The organism is Enterococcus sp. C57 (assembly GCF_040887305.1).
GTDB classification, from domain to species: Bacteria; Bacillota; Bacilli; order Lactobacillales; family Enterococcaceae; genus Enterococcus_B; species Enterococcus_B hirae.
In genome coordinates this window covers 140,007-156,738 of record NZ_JBFOFP010000004.1, presented here as the reverse complement: position 1 = coordinate 156,738, position 16,732 = coordinate 140,007, and the positions used below count along the sequence as shown (strand labels likewise).

The 16,732-nt window shown below is 35.6% G+C and carries 15 protein-coding genes; 2 read left to right on the top strand and 13 right to left on the bottom strand.

Features of this window, described 5'->3' with window-relative positions:
• Window positions 1-67 precede the first annotated feature (67 nt).
• The gene (locus AB5M32_RS06350; RefSeq protein ID WP_010720398.1) at window positions 68-637 is read right to left on the bottom strand and encodes a GNAT family N-acetyltransferase; all 570 of its coding nucleotides are present in this window, start codon (window positions 635-637) and stop codon (window positions 68-70) included.
• A 237-nt stretch (window positions 638-874) separates the two neighbouring features.
• Between AB5M32_RS06350 and AB5M32_RS06345 the strand changes: the two genes are divergently transcribed.
• Entirely contained in the window at window positions 875-1,171 is a 297-nt protein-coding gene (locus AB5M32_RS06345; RefSeq protein ID WP_010736821.1) for a hypothetical protein, read from the top strand.
• Between the two features lie 324 nt (window positions 1,172-1,495).
• Here AB5M32_RS06345 and AB5M32_RS06340 read toward each other — a convergent pair whose 3' ends face one another.
• The 5 genes from AB5M32_RS06340 to AB5M32_RS06320 form a co-directional block, all read right to left on the bottom strand.
• Window positions 1,496-2,701: a hypothetical protein gene (locus AB5M32_RS06340; protein WP_178286968.1), complete on the bottom strand. Its 1,206-nt coding sequence runs from the start codon at window positions 2,699-2,701 to the stop codon at window positions 1,496-1,498.
• 277 nt (window positions 2,702-2,978) lie between these two features.
• A complete protein-coding gene (locus AB5M32_RS06335; RefSeq protein ID WP_178286969.1) occupies window positions 2,979-3,932 on the bottom strand; it encodes a siderophore ABC transporter substrate-binding protein in 954 nt (317 codons plus the stop codon).
• Between the two features lie 21 nt (window positions 3,933-3,953).
• Complete coding sequence (locus AB5M32_RS06330; RefSeq protein ID WP_178286971.1) at window positions 3,954-4,709, bottom strand: ABC transporter ATP-binding protein; 756 nt, start codon at window positions 4,707-4,709, stop codon at window positions 3,954-3,956.
• Window positions 4,706-5,662 carry an iron chelate uptake ABC transporter family permease subunit gene (locus AB5M32_RS06325; RefSeq protein ID WP_178286973.1) on the bottom strand — a complete coding sequence of 319 codons (957 nt, stop codon included), beginning with the start codon at window positions 5,660-5,662 and terminating at the stop codon, window positions 4,706-4,708. Before AB5M32_RS06325 ends, AB5M32_RS06330 begins: the two co-directional genes overlap by 4 nt.
• Window positions 5,655-6,605 carry an ABC transporter permease gene (locus tag AB5M32_RS06320; RefSeq protein WP_368024368.1) on the bottom strand — a complete coding sequence of 317 codons (951 nt, stop codon included), beginning with the start codon at window positions 6,603-6,605 and terminating at the stop codon, window positions 5,655-5,657. The genes AB5M32_RS06325 and AB5M32_RS06320 overlap by 8 nt, the downstream gene beginning before the upstream one ends.
• Before the next feature lie 145 nt (window positions 6,606-6,750).
• Here AB5M32_RS06320 and AB5M32_RS06315 point away from each other — a divergent pair, with 145 nt between their 5' ends.
• Window positions 6,751-7,197 carry a YueI family protein gene (locus AB5M32_RS06315; RefSeq protein ID WP_010720405.1) on the top strand — a complete coding sequence of 149 codons (447 nt, stop codon included), beginning with the start codon at window positions 6,751-6,753 and terminating at the stop codon, window positions 7,195-7,197.
• 219 nt (window positions 7,198-7,416) lie between these two features.
• Here the strand turns inward: AB5M32_RS06315 and AB5M32_RS06310 are convergent, their stop codons facing one another.
• The 7 genes from AB5M32_RS06310 to AB5M32_RS06280 form a co-directional block, all read right to left on the bottom strand.
• The gene (locus AB5M32_RS06310; protein WP_063626409.1) at window positions 7,417-9,834 is read right to left on the bottom strand and encodes a BspA family leucine-rich repeat surface protein; all 2,418 of its coding nucleotides are present in this window, start codon (window positions 9,832-9,834) and stop codon (window positions 7,417-7,419) included.
• A gap of 20 nt (window positions 9,835-9,854) precedes the next feature.
• Window positions 9,855-10,061: a hypothetical protein gene (locus AB5M32_RS06305; RefSeq protein WP_034698647.1), complete on the bottom strand. Its 207-nt coding sequence runs from the start codon at window positions 10,059-10,061 to the stop codon at window positions 9,855-9,857.
• A gap of 151 nt (window positions 10,062-10,212) precedes the next feature.
• The gene (locus tag AB5M32_RS06300; protein ID WP_063627681.1) at window positions 10,213-11,226 is read right to left on the bottom strand and encodes a DUF3324 domain-containing protein; all 1,014 of its coding nucleotides are present in this window, start codon (window positions 11,224-11,226) and stop codon (window positions 10,213-10,215) included.
• 109 nt (window positions 11,227-11,335) lie between these two features.
• On the bottom strand, window positions 11,336-12,049 hold the full coding sequence (locus tag AB5M32_RS06295; RefSeq protein ID WP_063626408.1) for a hypothetical protein: 714 nt from the start codon (window positions 12,047-12,049) through the stop codon (window positions 11,336-11,338).
• A 313-nt stretch (window positions 12,050-12,362) separates the two neighbouring features.
• Window positions 12,363-14,642, bottom strand: coding sequence for a bifunctional glutamate--cysteine ligase GshA/glutathione synthetase GshB (gene gshAB / locus AB5M32_RS06290; RefSeq protein ID WP_063626407.1), 2,280 nt, complete (start codon window positions 14,640-14,642; stop codon window positions 12,363-12,365).
• Between the two features lie 261 nt (window positions 14,643-14,903).
• Window positions 14,904-15,905: a signal recognition particle-docking protein FtsY gene (gene ftsY, locus AB5M32_RS06285; RefSeq protein ID WP_010720411.1), complete on the bottom strand. Its 1,002-nt coding sequence runs from the start codon at window positions 15,903-15,905 to the stop codon at window positions 14,904-14,906.
• Between the two features lie 10 nt (window positions 15,906-15,915).
• Window positions 15,916-16,725: a Cof-type HAD-IIB family hydrolase gene (locus AB5M32_RS06280; protein WP_063626406.1), complete on the bottom strand. Its 810-nt coding sequence runs from the start codon at window positions 16,723-16,725 to the stop codon at window positions 15,916-15,918.
• Between the last annotated feature and the right edge of the window lie 7 nt (window positions 16,726-16,732).

Genomic DNA, 16,732 nt, shown 5'->3' with positions numbered 1-16,732 from the left:
TCACCTCAAACTTAGCTTAATGATTTTACAACTCAGATGCAACTAACTTGTTTATGCTACACCTTTATCAACTTCTACCTGCTTGCCATTCTTGTCGTGTCAATCCTCGCAAGACAACTGAAACGATTTTTCCTTTGAAACGCCTTGCATCAGGGATGATTCCTTCTTTTTTCATCCCAAGTTTTTCCATTACACGCCCCGACTTAGGGTTTTCTGCATCGTGATAAGCAAAGATCCGAACCAAGTTTAACTCTTCAAATCCTAATTTTATCAATGCTTGACTCGCTTCTGGAACAAATCCTCTTCCCCAATAGTTCTTATTCAGTGCATATCCGATCTCTGCGTTATCTTCATTTTCTTGTACTCTTAAATCAATTGTCCCGATGAATTGTTGATTTTCTTTTAATTCAATACCGTACTTCCCTAAAGGTGCTGACATAAAATAATTAGCGATGCTGTTTTTCGTATCTTCAACGGATTGATGTGTTGGAAATACAAACCGTGTCGTTTCTTCATCATGAGCATAGTCATACATGTCTTTTGCATCATTTAATGTAACGGGGCGTAAAATCAAGCGCTCTGTTTCAATACGTTGATGTTGCGCAAAAACCAAATTTCGATTGATCAATTGTTCCATCGCTATCCTCACCTTTTGCTTTTTCGTTTTCTTAACTGTAGCGAAATTTGTTATAACTTTCAACTACTTCCGTCGAAAGAATTCTTAAACCTGCCTAAAATAAAGGACTGGAAAGTTCAAAATAAAAAATCCTTAATCATTGCTTGAAAAAGAATAATTTTTTGTTCACGTTTTATTAACATCTTTTCGTTATCGTTGAAATAACCAATAAATACAATGGATATCGGAGGAGTTCCTATGAGAGAATATACGAAAAAAATCTATTTTATTGAAGAAACCCAAAATATTGAAGGATCTTATATTGAAGTAAAAACCTTATTTGTCAACGAGGATAAAGAACAAGCCCTCACGACATTTAAACAATTATCAAAAAAACTAATGCCTTCTTTTGGCTTGGTACTAGGTGAGTATAAAATCAAAGCCGGAAAAAGTTATTTTTCCCAATTGTTAAAACGGTGGGCACATTTACCAGCTGAATTTTATCGTACAATGAAGATTCTGAATTACCAAACATTAGCTGAAACGAAAATGTGAAAAAGTTAAGTTTTATTTATGATTCGTTTAGTATCCTTATCAACACCATAGGAGGCGAACGAGATGATAAAAAAATTTTTCACACGATTATTTACCCAGCATCAACCTAGAATTAATCCTTATGAAGTCGAAAATGAATTTATGTTGAAGACAGACTTCCCTAAATGCTACTAATAGCTTGCTTTATAACCAAAAGAGAGACTGACAGATTATTTTCTGACAGTCTCATTTTTTCTCCTATTTAAATCTTCTAAATATATATCTATATACAAATCCATAACCATTAATCTTCCTTAAAAAAAAATGTACTTTTATTAAACAAGCTTATGTTCTAGAAAAGTATTTCTCTTGCTTTACAACATATGATTGTAACGAAGGCTTAGTTCTTTGTTGTCTAGGTAAGGTAAGAATATCTCCCATTTTTTTTAATTGAGGTATAGAAGGTGGCATTTGTTCATTGTTGATTCCTACAATACGAGAATCTTTTTTAAATTCTTCAACAATTTTATTCCGTTTATAAAGCCTCCAATTTCTTTTATAAATATTGTTATATCTTCTTTTTAAAACTATGTATTTTATTTTTTTATATATATTATTTTTTCTTTGACTTCGTATTTTTTCTAATTTCATCATCTTCTGTTGTAATTTTACATTTTTTGGATGATTTTTTCGCTTCAGATAATAATTGTTAAAAATATAGTCAAAAGACTTATTTTGTTCATGTTGATTACTTTTCAAAGCCTTAAGAAATCGTTTTCTCATCTCTAAAGTTGAATTAGGGCAAGTGTTCCATTTCGGTCTCAATGTTGGTTTAGAATTAGAATATGACAGAATACTTTTTTGACAGTTAAAAAGAGCTACTTTAAGTGTAGATTCTACCTCGCTAACAATGCAGTTTCCAACATTTTGAGGTGACATATCAACGTTAAGCCTAGAAACACACTTTTTTGTTGATATGTGAACTAATTTCTTTAATTCTTCGAAAGGTTGTATCGTTGGTAGAGAAAACTTATTACTTAAATAAAGTACATGATTAAGCTGGTCTGTTCTTTCATCAGAGATGGTTACAAGTCCAACAGGAAATTGATGATTAAACTGTTTCGCTTTATCAACCATTACTACGTCATAACAATTTCCCTGTTTATATATTATTAATCCAGAACAATGTCCTTTACCAGCATAAAGAGGATAGGCAAGTGGTACAATCAAAAATGACGTAGGATCATTTGTTTTAAGACTTTCTAGTATTTGTAACGATGCAGCAGTACTTGGTGCATTACAAAAATCTAGTGTTTTTGTTAATGACGAAAGAATGTGTTCTTTCCTATTTTCATCAATAAAGAACCCATCAGTATCCTGTTCAATCATTTTTTTGTAGGTAGAAAGTAGCATCACTTCGTCCTCTGTGCCAGTATCACCGTCTCTCTTGTGCTCTGTGACAGCATCTTCCATTCTATAGTATAAGTTGGTATTAGGTTTTAACCCTAAGGTCAGGGCTAAAAGCTCATAACGACGTTGATAATCATCCATATAATTCAATTCCTTTCTATGTAGAGATTAAGATGAATAATTTAAAAAACTTTATTCGATTCATTAGTGGGAGTTGCTAACAAATATAGCATAGTTGAAGATATAATATTCATTAATTTTTTCCTCAAGAAAGAAATAGTTGTTCTAAGCTTACATAAATGTGAGCACATCCCGTTATGACTATAAAAAAGATTACTCCACCATCTATAGAATCTAATATTTTTTTAATATATAAAGAAAATGAGACCGATAACAATCGTCCCATCTCGTTTTTACTTTATTTCAAGGCTTGAGCAACATCTTCAATCATTAATTTCATGGATTCTAAGCCTCCACCACTTAGATACCAAACGTCTGGCTGTAGCGAAATCACTTTATGATGTTTACCTGCATCCGTTTGTGCAATCAACTCATTCGCAGCGACATTATCCTTACTGTCATCGCCACCGATCGCTTTCGTACGATCTACCACAAAAAGAATACCAGGATTTTTGTCTAATACATATTCATAAGAGACGCTTTGTCCATGAGTAGAAGCTTCAATATGTTCATCTGCTTGTTTAAAACCAAAGACATCATGAACAAGTCCGAAGCGTGATCCTGAACCATAGGCGGATAATTGTCCTTCATTGACTAACGTCACTAACGCAGTTTGATCAAGATTACTTGTTTTTTCTTTTATCTCATTGATTTTTTTAGTTAAATCGGTAAGTCCTGCCTCGGCTTGATCTTCTCGATCAAAAATCTTTCCTAAGGTTTGAACATTTTGTTGTATCGATTCCCATGGCTTGCTTGAATCAACAGCTAAATATAAAGTAGGCGCAATTTTGTTTAATTCCTCTTGATAATCGCTTTGTCTCCCTGAGATAATGATCAAATCAGGTTGCATTTGGTTGATTTTTTCTAAATCAGGTTCTTTAAGTCCGCCTGCGGAATCCACTTCTTTATATTTTGCCAAATAGTCTGGTAAATTCTTAGAGGCCGCACCAACGACTTTATCCCCCACTCCTAATGCATCCAAAGTATCTAAAGAACCATTATCAAAGACGACGACTTTTTGAGGTTTTTGTTTAACTTCAATTTTCTCACCATTACTGTCTTTTACGGTCAAAGAAGATTGAACTTCTCCGCCACTGGTTTTCGTATTTGTCGTAGTACTTCCCGCATTGCTACCACATGCTGCTAACGCTACTGTTGCTACTAATAAAAAACTGACAACTAATTTTTTCATTCCGATTCTCCTTTTGCTATTTTAAAAATAAAGACAGAATCTGCGTCCTTCAATCTCGCAAACTCGAATGTCCATTTCATATAATTCATCTAAGATGTTCTTTTGGATAATTTCATTGGTGGCTCCTTGAATAAACAGTTCCCCATTTTTCATGGCAATGATCTCATCCGCATAGCTTGCTGCAAAATTGATATCATGAAGCACAATAATGATCGTTTTCCCTAAATCTCGAACTAAGTGTTGTAAAATTTGCATGATCTGAACAGCAAAATTCATATCCAAATTATTTAACGGTTCATCAAGTAAGATATAATCAGTATCTTGGGCTAACACCATCGCTATATAAGCTCGTTGTAATTGCCCACCCGAAAGCGTATGAATCATCTGGTTTTTTAAGGAGGTTAAACCTAAGTGTTGCAAAGATTCCGCCACGATTAGTTGATCTTTTGTAGTCAACTTGCCTTTCGTATAAGGAAAGCGCCCAAATTCTACCAGTTCTTCCACTGTGATTTGCATACTAATGCCATTTGATTGGCGTAAAATGGATAATTTTTGAGCTAATTCTTTTGATCGCCAGGCTTTCACTTCGTTATGATCAAGATAGATTTCCCCAGTATCTTTCGCAATCAAACGACTAATCATGGATAAAACCGTTGATTTACCAGCACCATTGGGACCAATAAAAGCCGTTAATCTTTGTTCATGGATTGATACATCGACGTCTTTGACTACCCGTTTGTCATGGTAACTTTTATTGACCTTTTTTAAATCGATCATCCAATTGTCTTCCTTTCTCGAATCAGTTTGATCATAAAGTACAGTCCTCCTGAAAATTCTACGATGACACTGACAGTGGTATTCCATTTAAAAATTTGTTCAACCAGCAGTTGTCCCCCCACCAAAAACAGTAACGCAACCAAAAAACTACCTAAAAACAACTCTCGATGCCGATAAGTCGCAAATAATCGATAACTAACATTCGCTACAATAAAACCTAAAAAAGTTAATGGTCCTACTAATGCCGTTGCTGTCCCTGTTAAAAGACTGACACCGCACAGGATTAAAAATTGAAATCGCTCTGTATCGATTCCTAAATTGATTGCCTGCTCTTGCCCTAGATGAAAAACATCTAAATAACGACTTTTATAAAACAAAAAGAGCCATGTACCACTAATCAATATAGTTGCTGGTACTAGATAATGACTAGGGATGTTCCCAAAACTAGCAAATAATTTTCCTTGTAATAAATCATATTCGTTTGGGTCCATCACCACTTGTAGAAATGTACTCACACTACTGAACAAAGTCCCTAAGATGACACCAGTCATCAAAAGCAAAAACAAGTTCGTTTGCCCTCTCTTCAGTAAAAAGAAAAAGAGTAATTGACTCAGACCTACCATTAACGCAATATTTGTCAAAAAAAAGCCAGTCCCTGTTTGCTGAAGCATGGTCACACCCCCAACGATAAAGAAAAGGACCGTTTGAACTAAGACATAGAGAGAATCTAGTCCTAATACTGAGGGTGTCAAAAACTGGTTTTGGGTAATTGTCTGAAAACTGATCGTGGCACTACTGGTGGCTAACGCAACCAGTAAAAAAGCAACGATTTTTTTACTCCGTAAGGCCCAAGCAAATTGCCAATTTCCATAAGTGTTGATCGTTAAATAGCTCATAATCACTAAGAGGACAAGAAGCAACAGTCCGATGAATACGCCCCTTTTTTTAAGCATATTTTTTCCTCCTAACCAACAAATAGAGAAAAATAATAGCCCCGAAGATTCCCACGATCACACTTACTGGGATTTCGTAAGGATAGATCACCAAGCGAGCAACGATATCACAAAAAAGTAAGAAAACACTTCCCAACAATGCAGTAATACCAATTGTTTTATGTACTTGATCTCCATATAAACGGGCTGTGATATTTGGAATGATTACCCCTAAAAATGGAATACTTCCCACCATGATCAAAACAATCGCACTAGCCAAAGAAACGAGACCGATCCCTAGTAACTGCATTTTTTTATAGTCAATCCCTAAATTGACCGCAAATGACTCCCCCAATCCAACAATCGTAAATCGATAAGCAAAGAAAGAAATAACGATTAATAATGGAACGGTTACATAAAGCAATTCATAATTTCCACGTATAATCGTGGCAAAATTCCCCTGTAACCAAGAAGACATATTTTGGATCAATTGAAATTGATAGGCAAAAAAAGTGGCAATGGAGCCGATGATATTACCTAACATGACACCGATCAATGGTAACATCAGTTGATTCTTTTGAGGTAACGTTTGTGCCAAAAAAAGAAATAAAAGTGTCCCACCAAAAGCAAACAAAAAAGCGGTAAATGAACGTAAAAGCAACGGTGCATTTGGTAAAAAAAGCATCACCAATAAAATACCCAATCTTGCACTATCCATCGTTCCAGCTGTAGTAGGCGAAACAAATTTATTTTGCGTCAAATGTTGCATGATCAAGCCACAAATACTGCTAGTTGCTCCTGCAAGGATCAGGCAAACCGTTCGTGGCAGACGAGTGGCAAGAAACAATTGCGTGCTTTGTCCTTTGAATTGAAGCAAATCAATTACTTGAATCGTTGAGACACCAATAAATAATGAGCTGATAGTCAGTAAACCTAACAACCCTATGAGCCAACCGTAGCGCATCAAACCCCTCCTGTAATTGATAATGATTCTCATTCTTATTCTAAGTGAACAGATGAACAAAAGCAACCGCTTTTTTTCCTTTCAAACTTCAATTGTTTGTATGTTATACTTTTATTAGCTATACAATGAAAAGGAGGATATTTTGATGTCAAAAGATGATGTACAAAGCCACTTAGATAAGGGGATGTATGGTACACCATTAGTTAATCCGGAGGAACAACATAAATATATGGGGACATTCCGTGAACGTTGCTATTTAAGTATGACTGTAGCTGAGATGAAAGATCCTATAAACAAAGAAAACTTTCTCAAAGAAATCGAAAAACAACCCGATGTTACGGTTCTTCTGAATGGCTCGCTACCTTTAACGATCCAGAATCAATATATCCAACTTGCTACCAAACAAAATGTACGCTTTACGATCGTTAATGATTATGTATCTGATGATCCCAATAGCTTTGGTTTATTAGTCGCTGCTAAAGAAGCGGTCAACGAGCCAGTCATTGATGTAGAAAAGAAATATCCCAAACAAGAGTCTCTTTCTCCAAAAGAACAGCCGAAGAAAAAAAGCTTTTGGGAACGACTATTTTAAGCTTATGCTGACTGTCATATTCCCCATAAAAGGCATGATACTCAAAACAATCTCTAAAAAAGAGAAGATACTAAAATTGACAAGCAATTTAAGTATCTTCTCTTTTTTTGGCGTTGAACACTATTTTCAATCTACAACATACCTCATTCAGTAAAAAATCTTTCACCTATGTTATCCCATAGCTAATTTCTTTTGATCTTCATAACTATTCAATCAATTTTAAGGGGCATTAACTAAATTCCATTCAACGTGCCCCGTATAATTTCCGGGTTGTGCTACCTTTGCATCAGTGATTTTGAGCGAGACATTTCCTAAATCATAATTATAGACAGAGGTATGAATTGCTTGAGTAGCTTTCATTATAACGGTTGGGCTATCCGTTTTTATTTCTGGTGAAATAGTACCTTGGACTTCACTACCACAATCAACCAAGTCCGTACTAGGATTAAATGGCGCATTTCCATCATTGATATTTTTCTTCACGATACCTTGGTTAGTTAGGACGATCGAGCTTGTTGGAATCTCCTGAGCGCTATCCCAAACAAGTTGCGCTTGTAGTGACCAACTATTATTAGTTTGACTCTCATCACATACACCGACATCAAAAGAAGTTTGTTTAATAAATGGAATATATTGCTCTCCTGATTCTTTTAATGGTGTTTCAAGAAAGCTAAATTTCTTAGGGATATAAGAAAGTCCAAATGAACTTGTTGTTCCCGGTCTCATATTGTCTGAAGGAGATGGCATTTCTGGTAATGGTGACCAGATGGCTTGATAAGTCGTATTGAGTAAGTCTGTCACCTGATTTCCACTGCCCCCTTCTTTTATGTTCCAGCCGATAAAAATGCTATTTGGTTTCTCAGCGACTAGAGTAGCTTTGAATTGATCAAGTGTTGCCATTTGTAGTTTAGGATCGGTAGGAGAAACCGCAACAGATTGGAAATAGTGTTTTGTTATACTATTATCTTCAAACGTTCCCCCGTTGGCATCAAAAGTAGGACCAGCGATTATCCGATTATTTGAAAGATAATTATAATTCAATAGTTTATTATCTTTGGCAATAACTAATAGTGGAGTCTTGTTGTCTGTAGTAAAGATATTAGTAGTATCAGTGACATTCGTCAGATCAAATTGTCTTAAATCTAATAAGTTTAACTCATTCATGCCAAGAAACATGCTGTTCATAATCTTTACTTTTTCGGTTTGAAAAGAGCTCAAATCTAATTTTTTTACACTAGATAAATAAGAAAACATATGATCCATATTTACTACTTGACGAACATCCCAATTTGCTAGTTCTAATTCTTGTAATTTTCGATCTGCATTGAACATATAATTCATATCTATAATATGGGAAGTATCCCAACCACTCAGATTTGCTTTAGTTAAAAGGGGATCATTAGCAAACATCGCTCCTGTGTTTGTCACTGTACTAACATCCAATCCCGTCAAATCTACTTCCTTTAAATTCGACCAAAATTGAAAAGCATGTCTTAAATCTGTCGTTTGAATTGGTACTTTATTCCCCGAAGCAATTTTAAAACTGGTAATCGATTTATAATTAGGGAAAACTGCAGTGTTGATATTGTTCAAAATAGTCGGCTTTCCATTGATTACTGTAGGCACAACGATTTCTTGGCTCTTTCCAATGTATTTCGTTAAAAGATAACGATCCTTTTGTGGCGTCAACTGATATTGCCATTCCGATACAGTACCGGTTGCTGCTGTAACAGAGGAAGTTATTTGATCTACAGGCGATGTCGCTACATAACTTCCCTCAATAGAATGTTCATTCATTAGGTCTTTTAAAATGACACTGTTTGCTAGTTGTTCTTGCAATTGATTCTGCAATGAAACTGGCCAATGACTTAAATCTAAATTTTTTAATGCGTGACAATTAGTGACGAATCCTTTGACACTTTTAATCATGGTTGTCTTCCAATTGTTGATTCCCTCAATTTTTGTTAACTGTGGACAATCATTAAACATATCACTCAAATCTTCTGGCATTTCATTTTCTAAGATTGTCACTTGTGTTAAATTCGGACAATTCATAAACATACCTGATAGATTAGTCGCATCAAGTTTGTTGATCTTTACAGATTGTAATTGCGCACAGTTTTTAAACATTTCACTTGTATTAGTCACTTGACTAAAATCAGTCTGCCCAAAATCAACATTTCTAAGTGTTTGATTTCTAAAAAATACTTGTGACAAGTTGACACTATTTCCCTGATCACTAGCAATACAAGGGGCGAAAGGAAGATCAGCAGATACCGTCAAAGAATGCACTTCATTTTTGTTGATATCTCTCAAAAATTGTGGAGATAAGATTAGTTTTTTTATATTTGGTTGAATAGCATCTAAAAATGAAGAATTAATCACGATGGCTGGGACTTGGGTATTGTCTGACAATCCTGACAGCGTTAGTTCTGAATCATTCAATAGATAGTTGATGTGTTGATAGACTCCCTGATGAATTCCTCCCGTTGGCGATTCTACTACTTGCTTCAAGTCGTTGTTTTCAACGGCAGTCGCTGTTTGCTCTGTTTGGCTATCTGCAAAGCCTGATTGTCCATAATAAACCATATTTCCTAACAAAATCATCATGATCGAAACATATTTTATTTTTCTCAAATCAGTCAGCTCCTCTTCACTTATAATTGTTTCGCCACAACGAAAAAGTAACCAATACCTAATAAGATGAAACAAATTGAAGTAATAAGAATTAGTGTATTAAGATAAAGAATCGTTTTATTTTCTTCTCCTATAATCACTCTTTTATAATTCATTAAAAATAGGTAAATGGCTAAGCCCATGAAGAGAATACCCGTTGAAATAATAAAAATCGGTATCGTATACATAATTGTTCACTCCTTCCAATCAAATAAATATAAGACTTATACTTATTTGATTCCTCCTTTGAAAGTATGTTATTTCTGTTCATAAAGTAAATCATTCATACTCCTATTTTTTCTAAAAATGGATATAAACGAAAAATAGAATGAGTACTCATTAATTTTTCTTATATCTTATAATGAGATAACTGATGCCAGCTACATTGACTAAAAAGAGAATGATCCAACTAATTTGGAGCCATTGAGGAACAACAACGTGATAAAGCGACTGTTCATTGATATCATTAGCCGTTGTTGGATTGATCGTAAATTCTTTGCTAAATAACCATTCCTTGCCACCTGCCTTAACTGAACCAGTAAAAACATATGTCCCTGCTTTTAGTTCATCCTTTTTCCAATCAAATTGAAAAGGATAGACTGAATAAGGTGCAATATTTACATTTGTTTTTTGTTGCTCTTTGATGACTTTATCTGTATTTTTTTCAAGAATTTTACCTGCAACAGTTGCTTGATCAAATATATAAGGGTTAGGATTTAAAATATCTGCTTGAATGATTTTTCTTCCATTTGATAAAATCGGAGCGACTTTTTCTAAAGTAACAGAAATAGGTTGATTCATTTTGGTTTTTGCATTGTTGGTTAAAACTACTCCTAATGTGTAGTTATACGTATTTTCGATTGATACTTCTTTTTTCTGGTCTTTTGGTGTTTTTTCAGCTTTCTCAGAAACCACGATTCCTCCGACGACCACACCGGGAAATTTTTCTTTGGGTAATGTAACCGTAAGAGAGGTCTTTACTTCACTCTTTGCTGGTACTTTGACTTCTGACTGTGTCGCTTTGACGATCGAAGTCAATGGTAATTTCAAATCTTTGTTGTCTTTTATCGTACCTGTATAATCTAACAAACCATTCACATTGGTATTTGCGTTTGTAACTTTAATCGTTAATAGTTTCTCCTGATTTGAACTATTGATCAATTTAACACCCAATTGATCTTGTGTACCTGGTTGCTCACATAGATAAAAATAGCCTAAATTAGTATCAATTTGATGTATATTGGGAATACGTTCGATCGTATAGCCTCCCATTATTTCTTCTGCTTGAACATCCAACGTACCAATAAACATAAACATAAGAAATAAGATGATTGATTGCACTTTTTTTAACAATACCGTTCTTCCTTCCTTTTTTTGATTATCAGCAGCTCTTTGATCAAAAGCTTGGTCTGCCAATAATCAAAAAAAGGAAAAGAGTAAGTCCTTTCCCTTCTTAAGGTAATTATGGAGCAACCGATAGATTCCATTCGACATGTCCTGTATGTGTCCCTGCTGGCGTAGTTTTTGTATTTGCTATTTTAAGAGACACTTGTCCTAATCCATAATCATAGGTGTCATTATGCACAAATCCCTGTGTTCCTGACATCAATAAAACTTGAGCATCTGATGTAATCTCAACATTTGGCACAGCAGTAACTGAACCAGCTGGAGCGTCCACTAACTGACCATTTCCAGTATTGACCTTCGCATTAGTTCCAGTATGGGCAGTTTGAATCGACATTCCTTTTTCTCCATTATCCCAAACAACTTGTGCTTTTAAAGACCATCCCATAGTTTCCCGAGTTTTGTCTTTGACCCCGACATCAAATGTGCCAGAATTTTGTGGCATGGTCACAGGGATCGTCTGAGAGCCAGTTTCCAATAATTTTGTTGACGGGATTGTAAAAGTACCTGGTTCATAAGCAATCCCAAAAGCAACCGTAGGATTATTTGATTTATTCCCTGGATCAGATGAGCTGGCAGGATCTTTCGTATAACTTGGTGGCGTTGGATTACTCCCACCATTCGTTGGTAATTCAAGTGGCGCACTGATCGGTGTTTCAGCTGTTGCTGGACTCGGAGTCGTAGTTGTGCTTGCTGCGTATACCCTTGGATTATTAATTAATAAAAAAGAAGCCAACAAGCCAGTGCTGATTAAAAAAGTACTTTTTTTCATTTATTTCACTCACTTTCTTTTTTCACACATTGGGTATTTTTATACTGTCCTGATTGAACAAAAAAAGCGTATCATTAAACTAGATTCAGTTTTTTTTGTTTTTTTTTGATTTCACACTTATTCTTAAAAAAATTAAAAAACAAATCACTAAGAAAAACAGATGACACTAACTTTTTACATATGACTTTTAAAAATAAATCGTGTACTTAGCAACCCGATGCATAAAAAAAAACCCATAAAATCCGAAAATAACACCCTTATTTTCTGGATTCTATAGGTTATTTTTTAGCTAGTGAGTTTTGCCATAATGTGATTAATTTTGAGTCAGGATATTAAGTTCAGGATACAATAAATTCAATACATCTAAAGTCAATCTTCTCCCTTTACCTGCAAATGGGTACACGTGCATATGCATCGCTGGATTAAAGTTAGCTTCGATAATCCCATAAGCAGTAGCGCTGTTTTCCGGTGCTACCTCTTTGTCCGGAATAATCAAATCGATTCCACTAATTTTTGCGCCTAAAGCTTCAACTGCAGAAACAGCTATCTGCTTATAACTTTCAGAAAATTCGTCTGTGACATCAATCGAATCGCCACCTGTACTAATATTAGAATTTTCTCGTAGATAAACAACCTGATCTTTCTGGGGAACAGAAGAAACGGTAAGCCCTTGTTCTTTTAACATCAGTTGCTCTAATTCTCCTAATTGAATTAGCTCTAAAGGTGCTCGATGATTTGTGCCTCTTAAAGGATCAAGATTCTTTTCAGCGACCAATTCAGCAACTGTACGTTGTCCATCTCCAACGACATTAGCAGGTTTACGAAGCATGATTGCTTTGACTCTACCATCAATCACAAAGAAGCGATATTCCGTGCCTGGCATAAATTCTTCTACTAAAATCGAACGATCTTCGCTAAAGGCAATCGCAAGTCCTGCTTGATAGTCCTCTAAATCAGCACCATATTTAAAAATCGTGATGCCTAGTCCATAGTTCGTTGATTTAGGTTTAATGACAAATGCTTTGTTTGCGAATCTTGGATAGGCTTTGACTGCTTCCTCCATTGTCGTAAACTCGGCTCCGTTTGGCACACGATAGCCGGCTTCTCTCAAGACTTTTTTAGTGACCGTTTTATTTTCCATGATCAAGGGAACGATATAGCTATCTTTACTTGTCATATTTGCATTTTTCACGTACTCAATATGATCGTGATGCTGTAACCGCAAAAATTGATCAGATTCGTCAATCACTTTCACTTCAATACCTTTTTGGATCGCATCAAATAACAAGATTTGCGTAGACAACTCCATCTCTCTAAATCCTGCGAGTTGATACGGACGTTCATGCGCTTTTTGATAGTAAGAAAGACCCAAAGAGGTAGCAAACTGATGTTGACTACTTTCTTTTGCTGCTTGATAGATTGTTCCTGCTAGTGTTTCACTTGGACGTTCCAGTTCTTCTAACATTTTTTCAATCAGTGGTAGTGCCTCTAGTTGCTCAAGTTCGAGCGCCATTTTCTTCATATCAGTTAAAAGATAACGGCCTTCCTCGATAAACTCGGTTTGATTTAGAGGATGTTCAAGAGAGACGATTTCATTTTTTCTAGTTCCTTCTTCTACCCATTGATCAGCTGCTTCTTTTTCTTCCGTCCATAACATATAAGTTAAAAATAACTGTAAGAAACGAACTTGTTCTTGATCAATTCCTAAACGTGCATTGGGATTTAAATCGATATTTCTTAATTCGATATAACGCACACCCGTTTTAGCTAAATCTGCTACCCGTTTACCACCACGAAAACGAAGTGGCGTATAAAATTCTTTTTCTTCTGATAGTTTTCCTTCTTCAACCATCTTTTCAATGTCGAACAAATATTGCTCCATTGAAGCATACGAAACTTTGACATTTGGATGATTCGTATAACCATACGAACTATTCCGAATACTTCGAACTGGCTCATTAGGAGCTGGTTTATCAATGAAATAGTTTGCTTCACTTAATGGTGATGCCCCATAAAAATAGGTAATCAACCACCGATAGCGCAGAAAATTGCGCGCAGTTTTCAAATATAGCTCTGTTTTAAAAGCAGCAAACTCCGAAAACTCTGTTTGTTGCACAAACAACGATCGAAGCAAATCATCTCCAAATTCAAAATTAAAATGGATACCACTAACCATTTGCTTTCTTTTCCCATATTCTTTAGCTAAATAGCGGCGATATAACACATCTTCAAAATTTGCTAATTTTGCAATCATGATGTCTTCATCTTTTGTTGGCAATGCTGGTGGCATACTTAAAGGCCAGATCATTTCATTTTCAGGAATTGAGCGAGCAGCAACATCATAAATGGCTGACATATATTGGAAAAGCTCATGGATCGAATCGGTGACTGGTGTAATTAATTCAATTTGTGTTTCACTAAAGTCTGTCTGTATATATGGATGAAACGTACGATCGCCAAAAACACTTGGATGATCAGTACGTGTTAGATCTCCTGTAAGGTTCACTCGCTGTCCTTCTCGTTCCACACCAAAACGTGCTTGATCGATAAATGGACGTGAACTAGGATGTTTTAGTAATTGTTTAAAATTCATGTTGATTATCCTCCAGTTCGTATGCCTCTAATTATAGTAAAAAATAGCCAGAAAAAGAATGAAATTGTTTCAAAATATAAAAAAAGCCTGTCCAATTTTATGTACGCTTACTTCGTCGGTTGGGTTGGTTCACTCCCATACCTTACTAATACCATCATTATATGTAGAATTACCGTTACCTTTCTATAAGAAAAAGCATCTAGCTAAAAAGATTCAATTTTTTAGCTAAATGCTCTTCTTGCTGATAAAAAGAATAATTGCTTACTCTTCTTTCAACAATCCTTTAAATAAACCAATAACAAAATCATTAGGTTCAAATGGTTCAAGATCATCGATTCCTTCGCCAAGCCCTACCAATTTCACTGGTAAGTGAAGTTCATTACGGATGGCTAACACGATCCCACCTTTGGCTGTACCATCTAGTTTGGTTAAAACGAGCCCAGTGACATCAGTTGTTTCTTTAAATTGTTTTGCTTGTACCATTGCATTTTGACCAGTAGTCGCATCTAGTACAAGTAATGTTTCGTGAGGTGCATCTGGTAATTCTCGTTGAATGACACGTTTGATTTTTTCCAACTCATTCATCAAGTTGACTTTGTTTTGTAAACGTCCAGCTGTATCTACTAACAACACATCTGCCTGTTCACTTTTAGCACGTTCCATCGCATCATACACAACTGCTGCTGGGTCGCCACCAGCATTTCCCCGAACCACTTCGACACCAGCACGTTCGCCCCAAACCACTAATTGGTCAATCGCACCTGCTCGGAAAGTATCGGCTGCTGCCAGCAGCACTTTTTTTCCTTCATTTTTGTATTGGTGGGCTAGTTTTCCGATACTGGTTGTCTTTCCAACACCGTTTACCCCGACAAACAAAATAACTGTTAATCCTTCTTCTTGTAGATTTAATTCATTAACTTCGTTGATTCCTTCTTGTTCATATAAATCCACTAATTTTTCAATGATTGCATTTTGGATCTCAGCTGGTTTCTTTGCGTTTCTCAGTTTTACTTCTTGACGCAACGCTTCAGAAATCTGAATAGCCGTATCAAACCCAACATCCGCACCAATCAGTGTTTCTTCTAATTCTTCAAAAAAGTCTTCGTCTACTGTCCGAAAATTAGCAAACAATTCATTCATTCGTTCGCCAAATGTTTTTCTGGTTTTTTCTAACCCTTTATCATATTTCTCTTGTACTTCGACTTCTTCTGGTTCTTGTTGTTCACCAGTAAAAGCACGCTTGATTTTATCAAAAAAGCCCATACGATCCCCCCTAATCTAAAACAAATTTTTCGATAACTTTGGCTACACCATGTTCTAAGTTACTTGACGTAACATAATTCGCTGCTTCTTTAACAAATGGGACGGCATTTGCCATGGCAACACCCATTCCAGCGTATTCAATCATCGGCAAATCGTTTTCTTCATCCCCAATTGCCATGATCTCAGCTGGTTCTAAACCTAAATCTTTTGCTAGTAAAGAAATACCATAAGCTTTTGTCACACCTTTTGGCATAAATTCTAAAAGCATACTGCGGGTCTTGATGATTTCATAACGTTCATGAAATTCGGCTGGTATTTCTTTGATCTTAGGATCTAATTCCGCTTGCGGATAGGCAATAACTGCTTTATTCAACACAAACTCGTCTGTCAGATCTGCTAAATTTGCCGGTTGAAACTGCAATAATTTATTTAATGTGTTGTATAAAGATTTCTTCCCTGGTGCAGTCGGTAATTGTAAAACCACATGATCTGATAATACATCTAAGGGCAATGCCAATTTTTGCGCAAGATCATATAAACGATGGATATCAGCAACTTCCATCACTTTTTTCTCAATGATTTCTCCTGTATCATTTTTTTGAACAAGACCACCATTGAAGGTGATGCTATAATCCCCTTCGTCCACTAATCCTAACTCTTGCAAATAATGAGCCATTGCTGCTAAGGGACGACCAGTACATAAAACGATCTTAACACCTTTTTCTTTTGCTTTCGCTAAAGCTTGCTTATTCTCATCTGAAATTTGTTTTTCTTCATTCAATAATGTACCGTCTAAGTCGATCGCAATTAATTTAATCATTTATTTC